This is a genomic window from Apilactobacillus apinorum (genome assembly GCF_001281175.1).
In the GTDB taxonomy this organism is placed as follows: Bacteria; Bacillota; Bacilli; order Lactobacillales; family Lactobacillaceae; genus Apilactobacillus; species Apilactobacillus apinorum.
The window spans coordinates 1-20,037 of the sequence record NZ_KQ440396.1; the positions used below are offsets into that span (position 1 = coordinate 1).

At 33.5% G+C, this 20,037-nt stretch carries 14 protein-coding genes, 10 tRNA genes, 1 riboswitch and 1 other annotated feature; of the genes, 19 read left to right on the forward strand and 5 right to left on the reverse strand.

Going from position 1 to position 20,037, the window contains the following annotated elements; translation table 11 throughout:
* Positions 1-12: 12 nt before the first annotated feature.
* The 12 genes from RZ74_RS02670 to RZ74_RS02725 all read left to right on the forward strand — a co-directional run bounded on the left by RZ74_RS02670 (position 13) and on the right by RZ74_RS02725 (position 3,853).
* Positions 13-104: transfer RNA gene (locus RZ74_RS02670), tRNA-Ser, on the forward strand.
* A gap of 16 nt (positions 105-120) precedes the next feature.
* Positions 121-193, forward strand: a tRNA-Glu gene (locus tag RZ74_RS02675).
* Between the two features lie 9 nt (positions 194-202).
* A tRNA-Val gene (locus tag RZ74_RS02680) sits at positions 203-275 on the forward strand.
* 19 nt (positions 276-294) lie between these two features.
* Positions 295-369: transfer RNA gene (locus RZ74_RS02685), tRNA-Asp, on the forward strand.
* Between the two features lie 55 nt (positions 370-424).
* A tRNA-Phe gene (locus RZ74_RS02690) sits at positions 425-497 on the forward strand.
* Positions 498-502: 5 nt separating this feature from the next.
* A tRNA-Tyr gene (locus tag RZ74_RS02695) sits at positions 503-588 on the forward strand.
* Between the two features lies 1 nt (position 589).
* Positions 590-660, forward strand: a tRNA-Trp gene (locus RZ74_RS02700).
* A gap of 14 nt (positions 661-674) precedes the next feature.
* Positions 675-747: transfer RNA gene (locus tag RZ74_RS02705), tRNA-His, on the forward strand.
* A 45-nt stretch (positions 748-792) separates the two neighbouring features.
* Positions 793-863, forward strand: a tRNA-Cys gene (locus RZ74_RS02710).
* A gap of 20 nt (positions 864-883) precedes the next feature.
* Positions 884-967 (forward strand) — tRNA-Leu (locus RZ74_RS02715).
* An 81-nt stretch (positions 968-1,048) separates the two neighbouring features.
* A riboswitch (SMK box riboswitch) is annotated at positions 1,049-1,134 on the forward strand.
* Positions 1,132-2,319, forward strand: a complete 1,188-nt coding sequence (metK, locus tag RZ74_RS02720) for a methionine adenosyltransferase (protein ID WP_053949927.1) — start codon at positions 1,132-1,134, stop codon at positions 2,317-2,319. It overlaps the preceding riboswitch by 3 nt.
* 73 nt (positions 2,320-2,392) lie before the next feature.
* On the forward strand, positions 2,393-3,853 hold the full coding sequence (locus tag RZ74_RS02725; RefSeq protein ID WP_148562087.1) for an MDR family MFS transporter: 1,461 nt from the start codon (positions 2,393-2,395) through the stop codon (positions 3,851-3,853).
* 13 nt (positions 3,854-3,866) lie between these two features.
* On the opposite strand, the gene mnmM is transcribed toward RZ74_RS02725, so the two are convergent.
* On the reverse strand, positions 3,867-4,436 hold the full coding sequence (gene mnmM, locus RZ74_RS02730; RefSeq protein WP_053949928.1) for a tRNA 5-(aminomethyl)-2-thiouridylate-methyltransferase MnmM: 570 nt from the start codon (positions 4,434-4,436) through the stop codon (positions 3,867-3,869).
* Between the two features lie 106 nt (positions 4,437-4,542).
* Positions 4,543-4,753, forward strand: a binding site (T-box leader).
* Positions 4,754-4,809: 56 nt separating this feature from the next.
* On the opposite strand from mnmM, the gene leuS reads away from it, so the two are divergent.
* The 3 genes from leuS (at position 4,810) to RZ74_RS02745 (ending at position 9,686) form a co-directional block, all read left to right on the forward strand.
* Entirely contained in the window at positions 4,810-7,227 is a 2,418-nt protein-coding gene (gene leuS / locus RZ74_RS02735) for a leucine--tRNA ligase (RefSeq protein ID WP_053949929.1), read from the forward strand.
* 128 nt (positions 7,228-7,355) lie between these two features.
* Entirely contained in the window at positions 7,356-9,008 is a 1,653-nt protein-coding gene (locus tag RZ74_RS02740; protein ID WP_053949930.1) for a putative polysaccharide biosynthesis protein, read from the forward strand.
* A gap of 12 nt (positions 9,009-9,020) precedes the next feature.
* The gene (locus tag RZ74_RS02745; protein WP_053949931.1) at positions 9,021-9,686 is read left to right on the forward strand and encodes a YoaK family protein; all 666 of its coding nucleotides are present in this window, start codon (positions 9,021-9,023) and stop codon (positions 9,684-9,686) included.
* Positions 9,687-9,732: 46 nt separating this feature from the next.
* On the opposite strand, the gene RZ74_RS02750 is transcribed toward RZ74_RS02745, so the two are convergent.
* Entirely contained in the window at positions 9,733-10,557 is an 825-nt protein-coding gene (locus tag RZ74_RS02750; protein ID WP_053949932.1) for an NAD(P)H-hydrate dehydratase, read from the reverse strand.
* Positions 10,558-10,672: 115 nt separating this feature from the next.
* Between RZ74_RS02750 and pepV the strand changes: the two genes are divergently transcribed.
* Entirely contained in the window at positions 10,673-12,082 is a 1,410-nt protein-coding gene (gene pepV / locus RZ74_RS02755) for a dipeptidase PepV (RefSeq protein ID WP_053949933.1), read from the forward strand.
* Positions 12,083-12,122: 40 nt separating this feature from the next.
* Here pepV and RZ74_RS02760 read toward each other — a convergent pair whose 3' ends face one another.
* Positions 12,123-12,755: a deoxynucleoside kinase gene (locus RZ74_RS02760; protein WP_053949934.1), complete on the reverse strand. Its 633-nt coding sequence runs from the start codon at positions 12,753-12,755 to the stop codon at positions 12,123-12,125.
* Between the two features lie 107 nt (positions 12,756-12,862).
* Positions 12,863-13,234 (reverse strand): large conductance mechanosensitive channel protein MscL, encoded by a 372-nt coding sequence (gene mscL, locus RZ74_RS02765; protein WP_053949935.1) that lies wholly within the window; start codon positions 13,232-13,234, stop codon positions 12,863-12,865.
* 124 nt (positions 13,235-13,358) lie between these two features.
* Between mscL and RZ74_RS02770 the strand changes: the two genes are divergently transcribed.
* Entirely contained in the window at positions 13,359-15,101 is a 1,743-nt protein-coding gene (locus tag RZ74_RS02770; protein ID WP_053949936.1) for a S53 family peptidase, read from the forward strand.
* 29 nt (positions 15,102-15,130) lie between these two features.
* Here the strand turns inward: RZ74_RS02770 and RZ74_RS02775 are convergent, their stop codons facing one another.
* Positions 15,131-15,469, reverse strand: a complete 339-nt coding sequence (locus RZ74_RS02775; RefSeq protein ID WP_053949937.1) for a hypothetical protein — start codon at positions 15,467-15,469, stop codon at positions 15,131-15,133.
* 173 nt (positions 15,470-15,642) lie between these two features.
* Between RZ74_RS02775 and RZ74_RS02780 the strand changes: the two genes are divergently transcribed.
* Both RZ74_RS02780 and asnB read left to right on the forward strand, forming a co-directional pair.
* Complete coding sequence (locus RZ74_RS02780; protein ID WP_053949938.1) at positions 15,643-17,904, forward strand: ATP-binding cassette domain-containing protein; 2,262 nt, start codon at positions 15,643-15,645, stop codon at positions 17,902-17,904.
* Positions 17,905-18,132: 228 nt separating this feature from the next.
* Positions 18,133-20,016 carry an asparagine synthase (glutamine-hydrolyzing) gene (asnB, locus tag RZ74_RS02785; protein WP_053949939.1) on the forward strand — a complete coding sequence of 628 codons (1,884 nt, stop codon included), beginning with the start codon at positions 18,133-18,135 and terminating at the stop codon, positions 20,014-20,016.
* Positions 20,017-20,037: the final 21 nt, after the last annotated feature.

The following is a 20,037-nucleotide window of genomic DNA, read 5'->3' on the forward strand; positions in this document are numbered from 1 at the left end:
ATAACTGGTCTTGGAGAGTTGTCCGAGTTGGCCGAAGGAGCATCATTGGAAATGATGTAAACGGGTGAATGCCTGTTTCAAGGGTTCGAATCCCTTACTCTCCGTACACCTTACAGTTATGACCCGTTGGTCAAGTGGTTTAAGACACTGCCCTTTCACGGCAGTAACATGGGTTCGAATCCCGTACGGGTCATTTATATTTGGAGGATTAGCTCAGTTGGGAGAGCATCTGCCTTACAAGCAGGAGGTCACAGGTTCGAGCCCTGTATCCTCCATTCCAAATATTTTTGGACTGGTTCGTTGGTCTAGTCGGTTTAGGACGCCTGCCTGTCACGCAGGAGGTCACGAGTTCGAGTCTCGTACGAACCGTTGTTGTCATTGACAACAATAAATAAATAATTCTATAGCACAACATAAATGGTTTGGCTCGGTAGCTCAGTTGGTAGAGCAACGGATTGAAGCTCCGTGTGTCGGCAGTTCGATTCTGTCCCGCGCCATTTATGGAGGGGTAGCGAAGTCTGGCTAAACGCGGCGGACTGTAAATCCGCTCCTTCGGGTTCGGTGGTTCGAATCCACTCCCCTCCACCATAGGGATATAGTTTAATGGTAGAACAACGGTCTCCAAAACCGTTGGTGTGGGTTCAACTCCTACTATCCCTGTTTATGATGCTATGGCGGTAGTGGTGAAGTGGTTAACACATCGGATTGTGGTTCCGACACGCGTGGGTTCGATTCCCACCTACCGCCCTTTTTAATTGAGAAAATTATTCCTCAGTTGAATGCGACTTAAATGGCGGTATAGCCAAGTGGTAAGGCAGAGGTCTGCAAAACCTTTATCATCGGTTCAAATCCGATTACCGCCTTTGGCTTTTTATTTAAATATGCCGGAGTGGCGGAATTGGCAGACGCGCTGGACTCAAAATCCAGTGATCGCAAGATCGTGTGGGTTCGAACCCCACCTCCGGTACTAAGTTTAAAGACTACTTTTGGTAGTCTTTTTTTGTATTTCTTATTACTTTAAAAAAATTTTAAATTATGATATTATTTTAAGAGTTATAAGCGTATTCCCGATAGGATTCACCTTGATAGTGAAGATGCCTTGTAACCAAATGAATAGGGGGAATAAATAAAATGCAAGAAAGACATTTATTTACATCAGAATCTGTTTCAGAAGGACATCCTGATAAAATTGCTGATCAAATTAGTGATGCTATCTTAGATGAAATGTTGAAACAAGATCCTGATTCTAGAGTTGCTTGTGAATGTTCAGTAACTACTGGATTAGTTTTAGTTTTTGGTGAAATTACTACCAAGGCTTACGTTAACATTCAAAAAATCGTTAGAGATACAATCAAAGAAATCGGTTATGACAATGACCAATATGGTTTTGATGGAAACACATGTGCAGTTTTAGTTGCTATTGACGAACAATCACCAGATATTGCTCAAGGGGTTGACGATTCTCTTGAAACTCGTGATAGCAGTGAAGATGCACTTGATAAAATTGGTGCTGGTGACCAAGGTTTAATGTTTGGTTACGCTGTTGATGAAACACCCGAACTAATGCCATTACCAATCTCATTAAGTCATAAACTAATGAGAAAAATTGCTGAATTAAGAAAAAATGGAACTATTTCATATTTAAGACCTGATGCTAAGGCTGAAGTTACTGTTGAATATGATGATAATAACAAACCATCATCTGTTGAAACTGTTGTTTTAAGTACACAACATGATCCAGATGTTTCATTAGATCAAATTCGTGAAGATATCATCAATAAGGTTATTAAGGAAGTCATTCCTAGTGAATTATTAAATGATGATACTAAATTCTTCATTAATCCTACTGGTAGATTTGTAATCGGTGGACCACAAGGTGATGCCGGTTTGACTGGTAGAAAAATTATCGTGGATACCTACGGTGGGGCTGCTCATCATGGTGGTGGTGCTTTCTCTGGGAAAGATGCTACCAAAGTTGATAGATCAGCAAGTTACGCTGCTAGATATATTGCAAAGAACATCGTTGCTGCTAAATTAGCTACTAGAATTGAAGTTCAAGTAGCATATGCAATTGGGGTTGCTAAACCAGTTTCAATTTCTGTTAACACTTTTGGTACAGCAACTGTATCAGAAAATGACTTGATCAAAGCCATTCGTGAAATATTTGACTTAAGACCAGCCGGTATTATTGAAATGTTAGATTTAAAGAGACCTATCTACAAAAATACTGCTGCTTATGGTCATTTTGGAAGAACAGATGTTGATTTACCTTGGGAACATACTGACAAGGTATCAGAACTACAAAATTTCTTTAAATAGTATATTTAATGTAAAAAACGATTTATTTGTAGATTGATATAAATAAATCGTTTTTATTTTGGAGGTAAATAGTATTAAAAAACAAGATAATAATGTATTAATCATCTCAATTGCTTTATTCATGGCAACTTTTATGAGTGCAATTGAAGGAACAATTGTTTCAACTGCGATGCCGACAATTGTAGGTGAATTACACGGAGTTTCAATTATGAATTGGGTTTTCTCAATTTATTTATTAACAACTGCAATTTCAACACCTATTTATGGTAAATTATCAGATCAATTTGGCCGAAAGAAAGTATTTATCTTTGGGATATCCATCTTTTTAATTGGTTCAATTTTATCTGGATTAGCTAACAGTATGAACGTATTGATTCTTTGGAGAGCAATTCAAGGAATTGGGGCAGGGGTAATAATGCCACTATCATACACAATTATTGCCGATATTTATTCTGATGAAAATCGAGGTAAAATTTTAGGCCTTAATGGTGCTGTATGGGGTATTGCTTCAATCATTGCGCCTTTATTAGGTGGTTACATTGTTGATAATTTAAGTTGGCATTGGATATTTTTCATTAATGTACCTTTGGGAATATTAGTCTTATTAGTATTCACTGTCTCGTTTAAAGAAACTAAAGCACTAGTTAAAAATTCTGTCGATTATTTAGGAATGATATATTTATCATTATTGTTACTATTTTTGATGTATATTATTCAACTAATTAGTAATTTATCTAATAACTGGCAACCAATTTCATATTGTATCTTTTTATCGATTTTATTATTGATTCTTTTTGTAAGAAGAGAACATTGTGCTGATAATCCAATTATTCCAATGAAATTAATGCATAATAGAACTTTTGTAGTTCAAAATATTATCGCGTTCTTAATTAGTGGTTTCTTAATGGGATTAGAAGTGTACCTACCAGTTTGGACACAAGGTATCTTCGGATATCCAGCAACCGCATCTGGTTTTGCGATTACACCTACTTCAATTTTATGGATTCTAGGAGCCTTTGTTTCAGGATGGCTACTATCTCGTATGAAACCATTTTATGCAACTATGATAGGATTATTCTTTATTTTAGTTGCGGCTATTTGGGTAGTGCTCTTACCATTTAACGTTTCATTTGGTTGGTTCTTTGCGATTGCTGCAATCTGCGGAATTGGATTTGGAATAACTATTACAAACGGAACGGTTATTTCCCAAAACAGTGTTGATAAAGGCGATATTGGTGTAGCTACATCCTTTAATACCTTATGTCGAATTTTTGGTCAAACATTAATCGTGGCGGTTCTTGGAATTGTTATGAATAGACAACTAAAAATTGGTATTTTGCATACTGATGATTCCAATATGGGAATGATTAATAAGCTGGTTAATTTTAAGACTGCACATGAAATCCCTGCAAAATTATTAGAACCATTAAGAACGGTTTTATATAACTCATTGCATAAAGTGTTTTGGGTATGCTTAATAATTATCATTATTGCTGTTTTAGTAAATCTATATGATCGATTATCTGAAAAGTAAAAAAATGACAACCTTAATGGTTGTCATTTTTTTGGATTGCGATAAGAATAGGCGGACAATTGATTTGATTTATAAACTCGTATTTTAGAACCGCATATTGTTTTTGATTTAATGATTGAACAAAGGATAAGACTTTTTCTTTTTCAATTTCACCGCCGGGGTGACCATAGTACAAAACAATAATTACGATTCCACCTATGCTTAGTAATGATAAACTGGATTGAATTGCTTTTAAAGTTGTTTCTGGAAGAGTAATAACTTCCTTGTTACCACCAGGTAAGTATCCTAAATTAAAGATAGCGGCTTGAATATTGTCATTAACATAATTACTGATGTTTTCATGTCCGTCATTGATTAATTTAACTTGATTATTTAAATTGTTTTGATTAATTCTTTCTTGAGTTTTTTGAATGGCTTCTTTTTGAATATCAAATCCATAAACTTTACCTTGGTTACCAACTAGTCTGGCTAAAAATTCTGTGTCATTTCCTTTTCCAACGGTTCCATCTACCACTATATCATTTTCACTTACTACATTAGATAAAAGGGTATGACTATATGTAACTGATGGTTCTAACTTCATAATAAACTTCCTTTTTTATATTAATTATTGTTATTCTAACACAAATGATAAATGTCCTTGCTTTTAATCTAATTCACTGGTATATTTAAGTTAATTTAATAGTCGAAGTAAATTGTTGATACGAAGTATTAGATTAATTATATTTTTCAGAAACTAAATGGTTGTTGCGAATTTAGATTATGATTAATCGAACTAGTCGTTGAAATCTTAATTGAAATGGATAGTAGGTTAAGACGTATTCCGCGTTAAGGACTTAAGTTGCATCTATATAAAAATAGATGAAAATTAGGTGGTACCGCGGTATATTCGTCCTATAAGCATATATAGCTTATAGGACTTTTTTTATTCGACAAAAATAAATGGAGGCATTATTATGGCATACAATCACAGTAAGATTGAAACAAAATGGCAAAAGTATTGGGAAGAAAACAAAACTTTTAAGACTACAAATGATAAAAACAAAGATAACTACTATGCACTAGATATGTTCCCATATCCATCAGGTCAAGGACTTCACGTTGGTCATCCTGAAGGATATACAGCAACAGATATCATGTCTAGATTTAAGAGAATGCAAGGTAAAAACGTATTACATCCAATTGGTTTTGACGCCTTTGGTTTACCTGCAGAACAATATGCGTTAAAGACAGGTAATCACCCAGGTTCATTTACACAAAAAAACATTGCTCACTTTAGAGAACAAATTAAATCACTTGGTTTTTCATATGATTGGGATAGAGAAGTAGACACTACTGATCCAGAATACTACAAGTGGACTCAATGGATTTTCGAACAACTATATAAAAAAGGTTTAGCTTATGAAGATGAAATTGAAGTAAACTGGGCTCCTGATTTTATGGGTGGTACAGTTGTTGCGAACGAAGAAGTTATTGATGGTAAAACAGAACGTGGTGGATACCCAGTATATCGTGTACCAATGAAACAATGGGTTTTAAAAATCACTGCTTATGCTGATAGACTTATCGATGATTTAGAAGAATTAGATTGGCCTGAAAGTATCAAAGAAATGCAAAGAAACTGGATTGGTCGTTCTAAGGGTGCAAGTGTATTCTTTGATGTTGATGGTCATGATGAAAAAATCGAAGTATTTACTACAAGACCTGATACTTTATTTGGTGCCTCATACATTGTTTTAGCTCCAGATCATGACTTAGTTGATAAGATTGTTACTGATGATAAAAAGGATGCCATTGAAGCATACAGAAAAGAAGTTTCTACTAAGTCAGATCTAGAAAGAACTGATTTGAACAAAGATAAATCTGGTGTATTTACAGGTGCATACGGAATTAATCCAATTAATGGCAAGCAAGTTCCAATTTGGATTGGTGACTACGTGCTTTCTTCATACGGTACAGGTGCAATTATGGCTGTGCCAGCTCATGATGATCGTGATTATGAATTCGCTAAGAAATTTGATTTACCAATCAATCCAGTTATTGAAGGTGGAAACATTGAGGAAGAAGCCTTTACTGGTGATGGTGTTCATATTAACTCTGACTTCTTAAACGGAATGAACAAGAAAGAAGCCATTGATGCAGTAATTAACTGGCTAGAAGAACATCATGCAGGTAATGCTAAAACTAACTACCGTTTACGTGATTGGATTTTCTCACGTCAAAGATACTGGGGTGAACCAATTCCAGTAATTCATTGGGAAGATGGCGAAACTACATTAGTTCCAGAAGATGAATTACCATTAGTATTGCCAGATACTGATAATATTGAACCATCTGGTACTGGTGAATCACCATTAGCTAACATTGACGATTGGGTTAGTGTTGTTGATGAAAACGGTCGTAAAGGTAAGCGTGAAACTAACACAATGCCTCAATGGGCTGGTAGTTCATGGTACTACTTAAGATATATCGATGCTCACAATGATAAAGAATTAGCAGATCCAGAATTACTAAAAGAATGGTTACCTGTTGATTTATACATTGGTGGTGCAGAACACGCCGTTCTTCATTTACTATACGCAAGATTCTGGCACAAAGTTCTTTATGATTTAGGTGTTGTTCCAACTAAAGAACCTTTCCATAAGTTAGTTAACCAAGGGATGATTCTTGGAACTAACCATGAAAAGATGTCTAAGTCTAAGGGGAATGTTGTTAACCCTGACGATATCGTGGATGAATTCGGTGCGGATACATTAAGATTATATGAAATGTTCATGGGTCCATTAACTGAATCAAAACCTTGGAGTACTGAAGGATTAAATGGTTCAAATAAATGGGTTAACCGTGTTTGGAGATTATTAATTGATGACGATGACAATTTACGTGATCGTATTACTACAGTTAATGACCACAAACTAGATAAGATTTATAACCAAACAGTTAAAAAGGTAACTGACGACTTTGAAAATCTAAGATTTAACGTTGCTATTTCAAGTATGATGGTATTTGTTAATGAATGTTATAAACAAGACAGCTTATACCTAGAATACATGGAAGGTTTTGTTAAATTACTTTCACCAATTATTCCACATATGGCTGAAGAACTATGGAGCAAGTTTGGTCATGATGAAACAATCACTTATGCTCAATGGCCTGAATTTGACGAATCTAAACTAGTAGATGATGAAGTTCAAGTTGTTGTCCAAGTTAACGGTAAAGTAAGATCACACATCAAAGTTGCTGCTGATGCTTCTAAGGAAGATACCCAAGAAGTTGCAATGAATGATGAAAAGATTAAAGAATCAATTGAAGGTAAAACAGTTCGTAAGGTAATTGTTGTTCCTGGTAAAATTGTAAATATCGTTGCTAACTAATAAAAAAAGAGAGATAATCTATGATTATCTCTCTTTTTTTGTGGAATTAAGCACTATGAGAGTTGCTTACTATTAAAATATTGATTAAAATGGACAAGTTAGAGAAATTTGAAAGTGGGAATTGCGATATGCAAAATCAGGAAAACAATTTGAATGAAGATATAGCACAAGATAAAATGCTTAAAGGTTCAGCATGGATGACTGCTGGAAGTGTTTTTTCAAGAATTTTAGGTGCGTTATACATAATCCCTTGGAACATGATTTTAGGGGGACTTTATTTACAAGCTAATGCATTATACGTTCAAGGATATAATGTTTATAGTTTAATATTAATTATTTCAATTGCTGGAATTCCATCAGCAATTGCTAAACAAGTGGCACATTACAATGCGCTAAACGAATATGGTGTCAGTGTTAGGCTTTATAAACGTGGTGTTTTGTTATCTGTAATTATGGGAATACTTTGTGCATTGTTCTTATACTTTTTCAGTCCATTAATAGATAATGGTAATCCTGATTTAATTCCCGTTATGCGTTCATTATCTTGGGCCGTTTTAATTATTCCAACAATGAGTTTAACTCGTGGATATTTCCAAGGATTTCAAGATATGGCACCATCTGCTTTATCACAATTTGTAGAACAACTATTTAGAGTAATTTACATGCTAATTGCAGTGTTCTTTATTATTAAAGTTCTAAGAGGTAGTTGGGTAACAGCTGTATCACAATCTACTTTTGCTGCCTTTATCGGCGCTTTAGCTGGATTATTGATTTTAGCTTGGTATTACTTCAGACGACGTAAATATTATCGTAGTTTGGTCCGTAATAGTAATAACCAACTTCACGTAAATGCTAATAAATTATACTTAGAAATTATTCAACAAGCCGTTCCTTTTGTTATTTTAGGAGCAGGGATTGCAATTTTCCAATTAATTGATCAATACACATTCTTTAATATCATGCATGTTGCTACAAGTGCATCTAACAAAGTATTGGATCAATTGTATGCAATCTTTGCCGGAAATGCTAATAAACTAATCATGATTACAATTTCATTAGCATCTTCAGTTGCAATAACGGTTGTGCCATTGTTATCAGAATCATATACACGAGGCAATAAAAAAGAAATTAGTCACCAAGTATCTGCTGGATTTGTTTTATTTTCATTTATTATGATTCCAGCAGCTTTAGGGATGACTGCGATTGCAGGACCATTAAATAGATTATTTTATACCAATGTTAATGGGGCACTATCAGCAAATGTTTTAGCGTTCTCATCAATCGTTTCAATTTCATTCGGATTGTTTACTGTTTTATCTGCTATGATGCAAGGAATATCTCAAAACAAGGTTGCTGTTAAATACTTTGTATATGGTGCTATTGCCAAAATCATCACTCAATTCCCTATGGTGTACTTCTTTAAGGAATTTGGACCATTATTATCATCAGCCATTGGATTCATGGTGGTTAACATGTTAATCATTGGTTCATTAGACCGTCAATTTAAATTTAGAAATGACAAAATGTTATCTCAAATTAATTGGATTATTCTATTCTCTTTAGTAACTTATTTCGTTGCTATTACAGCTGTATACGCTGGTAATTTATTGGTTAGTTTAGGTATGAATCAATATGGCAGAATTGGTAGTGGAATTGTTGTTGCTTTTGCTTCATTACTTGGTGGACTTGTATATGTTTACCTAACGTTGAAGAGTCGAATTGCAGACACAGTGCTTGGCCATAAGGCAGAAACACTTAGAAGAAAGTTACACATTGGTTAGGAGTAGATCAATTTGAAACCTAAAGACTTATTCATGCATCCCTTCACCGCCATCTTACTAGCAATCATAAGTGGAAGCATTGATGCATATTCATTCGTTGAACATGGTGGAGTATTCGCGGGATTGCAAACTGGTAATACTATTTTGTTAGGAATTAGTATCAGTCACTTAGACTTTGCAGCTATTATAAAGTATCTATTTTCAATTTTTCTTTTTGTGTTAGGGGTTGTCTTAATTAAACTGATACAAAGAAATTTGAAGGATGACTGGCTAAGAAAAACAATTATTATTGAATATGAAGTGGCTATTATTTTAGTGACTGGATTATTCGTAAACGAATTACCTGATGTATTGGTGGTTGGTTTACTATCATTGGTAGCTGCTGCCCAATTACAAGAGTTTAAACTTCTAAAAGGAAATGCATTTAATCCTTTGATGATGACAGGTAATCTAGGAAAAATTGCCAATAATGTTTATTTAACAATTGTTGATGGGAACGAAAAAGCAAAATCATTATTAATCGACACGATTATGATTTACGTTAGCTTTGTTTTAGGAGCAATTTTTATGGGAATATTAACAAATATTTTCCATGAATACGCCGTGCTATTTATTTTAGTTCCATTATTAATGGTTTTAATATTTGGCTATGTATTTAAAAATAATGAAATAGATTAAGAAAAAACACTTTCGATGGAATATCATTGAAAGTGTTTTTTAGTGGTTAATTTTCGAATTTTTTCATAAATTGGGGGATATGATTGCTAATTTGAGTAGGCAAAACCACGTATTGATTTTTAGCTAATTTGTCAGCAATAAAACTATGTGCGAAGACGGCTGAAATAACGGCGTCTTCAATATTAGCAAATTGAGCTGTGAACCCAGCAATCATTCCGGCAAGGGTATCACCCATACCACCGGTAGCTTGTGCTGGAGTGCCACCAGGATTAACCCAGATATGATTATTAGAATATACCTTGGTATGGTGAGATTTTAATACTACAGTAGAATGGAGTGCATTCACTTTATTTTGATTATTTTTATCGTTTTGATCAGGAATTGCTATATCAGATAATCGTTGCCATTCCATTTGATGTGGAGTAAAGATGATATTAGCATCTGGTAGTGTTAAGTGATGATTGGCAACAATTGTAATAGCAGATCCATCAATGATTAAAATTTGGTGATTATTAATTTGTTGAAAGACTTGCTTTACAAGTGAAAGACTATAATCGTCAGTACCTAGTCCGGGACCAATTAAGATGACATCGAAACTATTAATCATTGATTTTAGTTTATTATCGTCGTGATAGTCGACAAACATTGCTTCAGGGATAATATTATGAAGGCTATTTAAATTAACGGGGTCTGTAAAAGTGGTAGTTAAGCCAGCACCAGAATAAACACAAGCCTTGCTGGCCATAATTGCTGCACCACCAAAGTTTTGATTGCCACCGATAATACATACTTTTCCGAAGGTTCCTTTATGACTATTGTTAGGACGCTTACGAATTGTTCGTTTTACAATGTTAATTGATGAATTAAACAATTTAGATTCCTCCTTAGATAACAAATTCAGTATATCACTAAAAAAAGTAAACATCATTGATGTCTTTTTTATATAGTATGCTAAAATAAATTAAAAGATAAGGGAGGATTTTCAAATGACTAACTGGGATCAATTAGCAAAAGATTACAAAGAAGATTATTTAAATGATCTAAAGGAATTAATCACAATCGATAGTGAACGTAATGATGCGGAAGCTACTGATGAATTTCCTTTAGGACCAGGTCCAGCAAAGGGATTATTAAAGTACTTAGAAATTGGTGAACGTGACGGTTTCAAAGTAAAGAACTTAGATAATTTAGTTGGATACATAGAATATGGGACTGGTGATAAGACATTTGCAATTTTAGTTCATGCTGATGTTATGCCAGCCGGTGAAGGTTGGAATACAGACCCATTTGAAATGACAATCAAAGATGGTAAGGTATACGGTCGTGGTACTTCTGATGATAAAGGACCAGGTCTAGCTGCATACTATGGTTTAAAGATGATGAAGGATCAAGGAATTGAACCAAATTGCAAGATTCGTTTTATTATCGGTACTGATGAAGAAAGTAATTGGACAGGGATGAAACATTACTTCGAATTAGAACCAGAACCTGACTTTGGTTTCTCTCCTGACGGACAATTCCCTGTTATTAATGGTGAAAAGGGTAATACTACTTTTGAAACTACCTTTGGAAACCAACAAGATGAAAGTGCTGATTACTTCTTAGCAGATTTCAATGCTGGACTCAGAGAAAACATGGTTCCAAGAGATGCTTTTGCAGAAATCAAGACATCATTTAAGGATCAAATGGCTGAAGAATTCTCAACATTTATGCAAGACAGAAAGTTAGATGGTGGCTCAGAAATTACCGAAGATGGAATCAGATTACATCTAATTGGTAAATCTGCTCACGGAATGGAACCACGTAACGGTGTTAATGGTGGTACATTTATGGCTAACTTCCTAAGAGGCTATGATTTCTCTGGAGACGCTAAAAACTTCATCAAATTCGTTGCTGAATTCTTGCATGGGGATTCTAGAGCTAACCGTATCGGCGCAAGTCATACCGATGAAATTATGGGTGATTTGACTATGAATGTTGGTATTTTGAAGTTTAACCCAACTGATGGTGGATTTGTTAACACTAACTTCAGATATCCAAAGGGAATTACTGTAAAAGAAATTGGTGACCACTTATCACAAGCTGCTAAAGTGATGGATGGAACTGTTGAAAATACAGATGACATGGAAGCTCATTATGTTGATCCAAGTCAACCAATCGTTAATAAGTTATTAAATGTTTACAGAGAACGTACAGGTAAGACTGATGCTCAACCAGGTGTTGTTGGTGGTGGAACTTACGGACGCTTAATGAAGTATGGAGTTGCGTTCGGTGCAGATTTCCCATGGACTGAAAACACAATGCACCAAGCTAATGAATATCAAGTAATTGATGATTTATTACTAGCTATGGCTATTTATGGTCAATCAATTAACGAATTAGCAACATTAGAATAAAAAATAAAAGACCAATCATAATTGTGATTGGTCTTTTTTGTTATCTAATTTTTTTAAGTTCTTCGTCAATTTGTGCAAGCACAATATCAACATTCTTGTCATCAGATAAATCGTATTTTTGTAAGTCTAATTTCATTTTTGGACTTTTATCATATTCTTCATACCATTTCTTGTATGCTTCCCACATATGGAAATAGTATTCTTTTAGTTTTGGATCGTTATCAAACTGTTCATAATCTCTTCCACGTTTTTTAATACGGTGAAGGATAGTTTCAAAATCAGTTTCCGCATATACCATCAAATCAGGAGCCTTTTTAGGTAACTCATCTAATTCATCCATCATTTTATCTAGTAGTTCGAGATAAATTTTAAGTTCCATGTCTGAAATATTACCTTCAGCATTATTTTGCTTTGTGAACAACGCATCTTCATAAATAGAACGGTCTAAAATGTTGTTATCATCTGATAACGCTTTTTTGATCATTGAAAAACGTTTATTTAAAAAATAGATTTGAAGTAAGAATCCATATTGTTCTGGGTTATTGTAATATAAAGGTAGAACAGGATTTTCTCCAACTGGTTCGTAAAAGGCGGTTGTGCCTAAATGTTCAGCAATCTTACCAGTTAAAGTAGTTTTTCCTACTCCAATCATTCCAGCTGTAATTATCACCATATTAACTCCTCATTTAGTAATTAGTAATAACTATTTTATCATATTTTAAGCATCAACTTAATATCAAAAAAATAAAACCTGCGTGAGAATATCACACAGGTTTTTAATTATTTATTATTTTGTTGGTCTTTTAATAGATCGCGAATTTCTCCTAATAGAGTATCAGTCTTAGTGTCCTTAGGAGTAGTATCACGTTTTGCTAATCTATTATATGTTCTCACGATAAGGAAGACAACGAATGCGATAATTAAGAAGTTAATTAAGTCGTTAATGAAACTTCCAACTAAGAACTTAGCTTTTCCGACAGTAATTACAAAACTAGATAAGCCAATTTGACCAGTAAAGATACCAAGGATAGGGTTAATAAAATCAGCAGTAAATGATTTTACGATAGATGTAAAGGCGGAACCAATAATTACACCAACAGCTAGGTCCATAACATTTCCTTTAGCAATAAAATCTTTGAATTCTTTTAACAAATGATAAACCTCCCTTCAATTTATATCTATCACTAATCTTAACATAAAATTTCTAAAGAATTGTTTAAATTCGTATACTTAAGACTTTTTTAGGAATATCATTACCTCATAGGCGGTGAGATGAATGAACTTGAAAAAGAGAATTTTTAGTTGTACTTTAATAATTTTTGCTATCGGGATGCTGTATATACAGGCAGTAAACCATGTTACAGCATTTGGTAAAGAAAATAAAAATAGTCAATCTAGTTTCACTATTGTTTTAAAAGACAGAAATAATAATGATTTAATCAATTATGTAAATCAACCAAGAACTAAGTTTTTATCAACTAAAGAATTCTCCCGTAAATATGGACAATCAACTGCAACAATAAATAAGATAAAACGATACTTGAATAAGCATCATTTAAAATCTCAAGTTTATCCGGGAAATCTAGTTATCAAAGTAACAGGATCACGTAATAATATTGAAACGGCATTTCATTTTAAGATAATCAAAGAAAAAATCAATAAAACTTATGTAACTAAACCTAATAAAACACCTAAAATGGCTAATAGTTTAGATGCAAAAATAAATGGGATAATTGGGCTAAGCAATTATGATCGTTTATCAAGTGATAGTAAATCCGGTAGTTTTGGGGTTAAAAGAGCACCGTCTGATTTTATTAAACGTTATCATTTGAAAGATACGATTAATAATAAATCTAAAAAAGTAGCCAATATTGGGATTATTTCTTTTGGTGGATTTAGCAAAAATGATATCAAAACATTTTGGCAAAAAATGGGAATCAAGAATTCATTGAATCGCATTCATGTCTATACAGACACAAATAAAGATAATCAAAAATTAAGTGATGAAACTACCATGGATATTCAACAATCTAGTTCCATCGCTAATAATGCCAATATTAATGTTTATCTAGCACAACCCACGATATCCGGAATGATTAATAGTTTTGCTAATGCAATTGGCAGTAATAAGTCAGATAGTATTTCCCTAAGTTGGGGAATCAGTGAAGCAGAAATTGAGCAAATGATTAATAATAAAATCCTTCCTGATAATTATAATGACATCATGAACGAAATTTTACTTCAAGGAGCTTCACAAGGTATTAGTATCTTTAATTCAACAGGGGATAATGGGGCATATGATGGTATTCAAAGCGGGATTACAAAACTAACCGTTGAAACTCCCGCATCATCACCATATATTACCGCTGTGGGTGCAACTACAGCACCAATTATGTATAAGGTTAATGGGCATGTTGTTAATGTTGATAAAGAAAGAGTTTGGTCTAATGATTTTCTTTACCCATACTTCAATTCTTTAAAATTATATAATGCAGATCAATCAACATTTTTGGAAAGTTATTTTGTTGGAAGTGGTGGTGGATTTAGTAAATTCAATGCCACACCAGATTATCAAAAAAATATTCCTGGTGTTAACTCATATCGAGCTATTCAACATTGGGATATGTCCAACGGAGTTGCTAATCAATTAGCCACTCCAAAAGTAGTAACAGGAACAAGTACCGGCAGAAACTTACCGGATATTGTTGCTAATGGGGATCCGCAAACGGGATACTCTGTTTACTATAACGGTAAGTGGTTAATTGATGGTGGAACCAGTATTGTGGCTCCTCAAATAGCTGCAGTCAATGCGGTTTATGTAAGCAAATTAAACCACCGATTAGGACTATGGAATCCAAGAATATATTCGGCAGCACAATCCAGTGATTCACCATTTGATCAGCTCTATGGTGATAATGCAACTAATATTTATTATTCAACCCAAAATAATAAAATATATAACCAAGCAACAGGACTGGGAACTGTTAACTACGATAAATTATTTAATTTAATAAAATAAAAAAAGGACTTCTAAATGAAGTCCTTTTTTTAATCGACTGGTTCGCCGATTCTTTCAAGCATTTGTTTAGCGATTAATGCATGCTTTGAGTATTTCTTTAATTGATAAGTCATGATTTTAGTAGCAGTTAATTTTTCAAATGCAGCACTATAATCAATTGCCACTGTATCAGCAGGGATTTTAATTGGTTCTAGCATTCTCTTTTTAAAAGCTTGTCTTGATTCTTCATAAGCGGTGTGTAGCTTTTCAACTGTTTCTTCAAAGTTGTGAGAGATTAAAGACTTGGCAAATCTGAAGTCCTTGCCTTTATATTTATTACAGATAAACATTACTAAACATAGCATTTGTTCTTTCTTTGGTTCTGTCATAATTTCATCTTCTTTCTTTATAAGTTACGCTTGATTTCATTATAGTATTAAATTCAATTAATAAATTAATAATCTGTATAATTTTATAAATTCTTAACTATTAAACAAGATAAATGCAATTACATCTAATAACTACTATAATGATTACCATCAGTGAATATAGGAGGATTGAAATGTCAAAACAAGATTTTATCGAGGTTCACGACGCTTTTCAAAACAACTTAAAGCACTTAGATATTAGCATTAAAAAGCATGCTATTACTGTCTTTACTGGTTTATCAGGGGCAGGAAAATCATCGTTAGTATTTGATACAATCGCTGCAAACTCAAGAAGAGAGTTGAATGAAACTTTTCCTAGTTTTACACAACAATATCTTCCTAAATATGGAGCTCCGCATGTGGGCAGAATTGATAATTTACCAGTTGCAATTGTTATTCAACAAAAGAAAGTTGGTAAGAATCCAAGATCTACATTAGCTACATATACAGGTATTTACTCACTTCTTAGATTACTATTTTCAAGAATTGGGAAACCATTTGTAGGATATTCAGATACATTTTCATTTAACTTACCACAAGGAATGTGTGATCAATGCCAAGGTTTAGGATATGTCGATCATATTAATCCTGATAAGGTAATTGATTATGATAAATCACTTAACGAAGGGGCAATCACTTTCGTTAGTTTTGGTCCTGGAACATGGCGTTGGAAGAGATACGCTTATACTGGATTGTTTGATAATGATAAAAAGATAAAAGATTATAGTGATGAAGAATTGCATGATTTATTATATGCGCCACAACATCATTTAACTGATGCTCCAAAAGAATGGAAGAAATCCATTTTATATGAAGGAGTTATTCCTAGAATTAAAAGATCTATTATTGAAAGCAAAGAAGGAGAACACCACAAAGAAGCTATTAGCGAAATTGTTACTAGAACTGATTGTGATAAATGTCATGGGACCAAATTAAGACCAGAAGTTCTAACATGTTTAATTAACGATAACAATATAGCAGATGTTCTAAAAATGGATTTAAATCATGTGATTGAATTTTTAGATAATATTGATGAATCACTAGTAGTTGATTTAATTAGAGAATTAAGAACTAAGATTGAATCATTAGTTGAATTAGGATTAGGATATTTAACACTTGATAGAAGTACTGATACTTTATCTGGTGGTGAAACACAAAGAATTAAGATTGCCAAATACATGAATAGTTCATTATCCGATATGGTTTATATTCTAGATGAGCCCAGTGTAGGACTACATCCGGCAGATATAAAACTAATCAAGCATGCGCTTAAGAAGTTAAAAGAAAAAGGTAATACTGTCTTGGTGGTTGAACATAATCCTGAGTTAATTCCAATTGCTGATAACGTTGTTGAAATTGGCCCTAAACCTGGTAAAGATGGTGGAAACATTACCTTTGAAGGAACTTATCAAGAGCTATTAAATAGTGATGCAATTACAGGAAAATTATTGAAAGAACCATTACATTTTAAACCGAAAAAGAAATTCTCTGATTATCTAAAATTGGAAAATGTAAATATTCATAATTTAAAAAATGCGAATGTTGATATTCCATTAAAGGCACAAACAGTTATTTCGGGGGTAGCAGGTTCTGGAAAGAGTTCATTAATTCAGGCTGTAAAAGACCAATTATCAGATGATTTTATTGATTTAAGTCAAGATGCAGTAGGGGTTAATATTCGTTCTACACCCGCAACTTATTTAGACATACTAGATCGAATTAGAAAAATCTTCGGTGATAAAAATGATGTCTCCAGACAACTATTTAGTTATAACGGAAAAGGGAAATGTCCCTTATGTAAAGGTCGAGGAGTGCAAATTACTAATATGGCATTTATGGATCCGGTTATTCAAACTTGCGAAAAATGTCATGGTAAAAGATATAGTGATGAAGCACTTCAATACACTGTTAATGGATTAAACATCGCAGAAGTTTTAAATCTATCTATCAATGAAGCAATCAACTTTTTTGAAGACTATTCTGAAATCAGAGATAGATTATTAAACATGAAAAAAGTAGGGCTTGATTACTTATCACTTGGACAATCATTAGATACATTGTCAGGTGGAGAAGTTCAAAGACTAAAACTGGCTTTACAATTAAACAAAACCGGAACGGTTTACTTATTAGATGAACCAACAGCAGGACTACACATGAATGATGTGTCTACGATGACTAATCTATTTAAAGAATTAGTAGATAAGGGGAACACCTTAATCATCGTCGAACATAACTTAGCGGTGATCAGTCAAGCTGATTGGATGATAGATGTTGGTCCTAAAGCAGGTAGATATGGTGGAAAAATCCTTTATTCAGGAACACCTGAAGATGCTTTAAATGTAAAAGAGTCCATTACAGGTTCATCGATGGCTGAATATAATCAAGAAAGAAGATAAAAAGAATGTTAAATACATTCTTTTTTTATTTTTAGGAAGATTTTTCTGGACAGATAGTGTGATATGATTATACTTAATAATATTAGTTTGTGTACTAACTAATTTATTGTGGTGACTAAAGTGCCATTTTTATAGCCTAAATTAGTAATATTTTGGTACAATGAATTAAGTACAATAAAAAATAAATTAAACATTTAATAATAAAAAAGCTAAAGGGGAATTTAACTTATGTGTGGATTTTGTGGATATGTAAACCAAAAAGACGTGCCTAACGACACAATCAGCAAGATGGCTGATAGAATTAAGCATCGTGGTCCTGATGATGAAAAATACTTCCAAGATGATAAAGTATCAATGGGATTCCGTCGTTTATCAATTATTGATTTAGCACACGGTGGTCAACCTCTATACAGTAAGGATAAGAAAAAGGTTCTTACTTTCAACGGTGAAATTTACAACTACCAAGAAATTAGACAAGAATTAATTTCTGAAGGTTGGGAATTTGAAACTGATGTTGATTCAGAAGTTTTAATCAGAGGATACGAAGCATGGGGTCCTAAGTTACTAGATAAACTTCGTGGAATGTACGCATTTGTTATTTACGATAGTGCAAACAACGAAATCTTTGGTGCTCGCGATCATTTTGGTATCAAACCACTTTACTACTATGATGATGGTGACGCATTTATGTATGGTTCTGAACTAAAAGCATTTATGTCAAACCCAGCATTCAAAAAAGAATTGAATCTTAGTCTATTACCAATTCATTTAAGTTTCGAATTTATTCCATCAGCTGAAACTTTATTTAAGAACGTATTTAAAGTCCTTCCTGGAACTTACTTCGTTCACCATATCGATGAAAAGAAGACTGAAACTCACAGATACTACAAGTTTAACTATGATCACATTGATAACAGCCAAACTGTAGAAGAAGATGCTGAAAAGATTGAAGCAATTGTTAAAGACTCAGTTAAAGCACATATGATTGCTGACGTTGAAGTTGGTAGTTTCTTATCAAGTGGTGTTGACTCAAGTTACGTTTTAAACGAAGCTTCAAAGTTAAAACCAATTAAATCCTTCTCACTAGGTTTTGATGATCCTAAGTTTAGTGAACTTTCATGGTCAACTGACTTTGCTAACCAAATTGGTCAAAAGAATACACCAATTAAGATTACAGGTGAAGATTACTTTAACTTCTTACCTACAATGATGTATTACATGGATGAACCATTATCAAATCCTTCAGCTATTCAATTATTCTACTTAGCACAAGGTACTAGTAAAGAAGTTAAAGTTGCTTTATCTGGTGAAGGTGCTGATGAATTCTTTGGTGGATACAACACATACTTGGAAGCTATTCCATTTGAAAGATACCAAAAGTTTGTTCCATCATTCATTAGACAAGCACTTGCTAAGATTGCAACTAAGATGCCTAGATTCCATGGTCGTCGTTTCTTGATTCGTGGTGCTCAACCATTGAGTGAAAGATACTACCGAGTTAACTATGTATTTAACTATGACGATAGAAACAAGCTACTAAAGGATCCATCATTAAACGTTGATTCTGGTGCATATTCTAAGTACATCTTTGATGAAGTAGCTGATAAAGATGAAATGACTCAAATGCAATACTTCGATATTAATACATGGTTACCTTTCGATATTTTACAAAAGGCTGACCGTATGAGTATGGCTAACTCTCTAGAAGTTAGAACTCCACTTGTTGATAAAGAAGTGGCTGCATTTGCTTCAACAATGCCAATTAAGACTAGAATTAATAAAGAAGGAACTAAGATTTCATTACGTAAAGCGGCTGAAAGAGCTCTTCCAGACAAGGTCGCAATGAAAGAAAAACTTGGTTTCCCATCACCAATTGCATCATGGATTAGACAACCAGAATTCCATGAACGAATTGTAGAAGCCTTTACATCAGATGTTGCTGAAAAATTCTTTAATACTGATGAATTATTAAGAATTTTAAAGGAACATGATGAAGGTAAGTCAAGTATGCAAAAGATTATGACTCCATACCTATTTATTTTATGGTATGAAGTATACTTCCCAGAAGATACTAATGCTGATACTATTAACAAAGTACAACTACAAGCATAATTTTTAAATCTTGACGTTAGG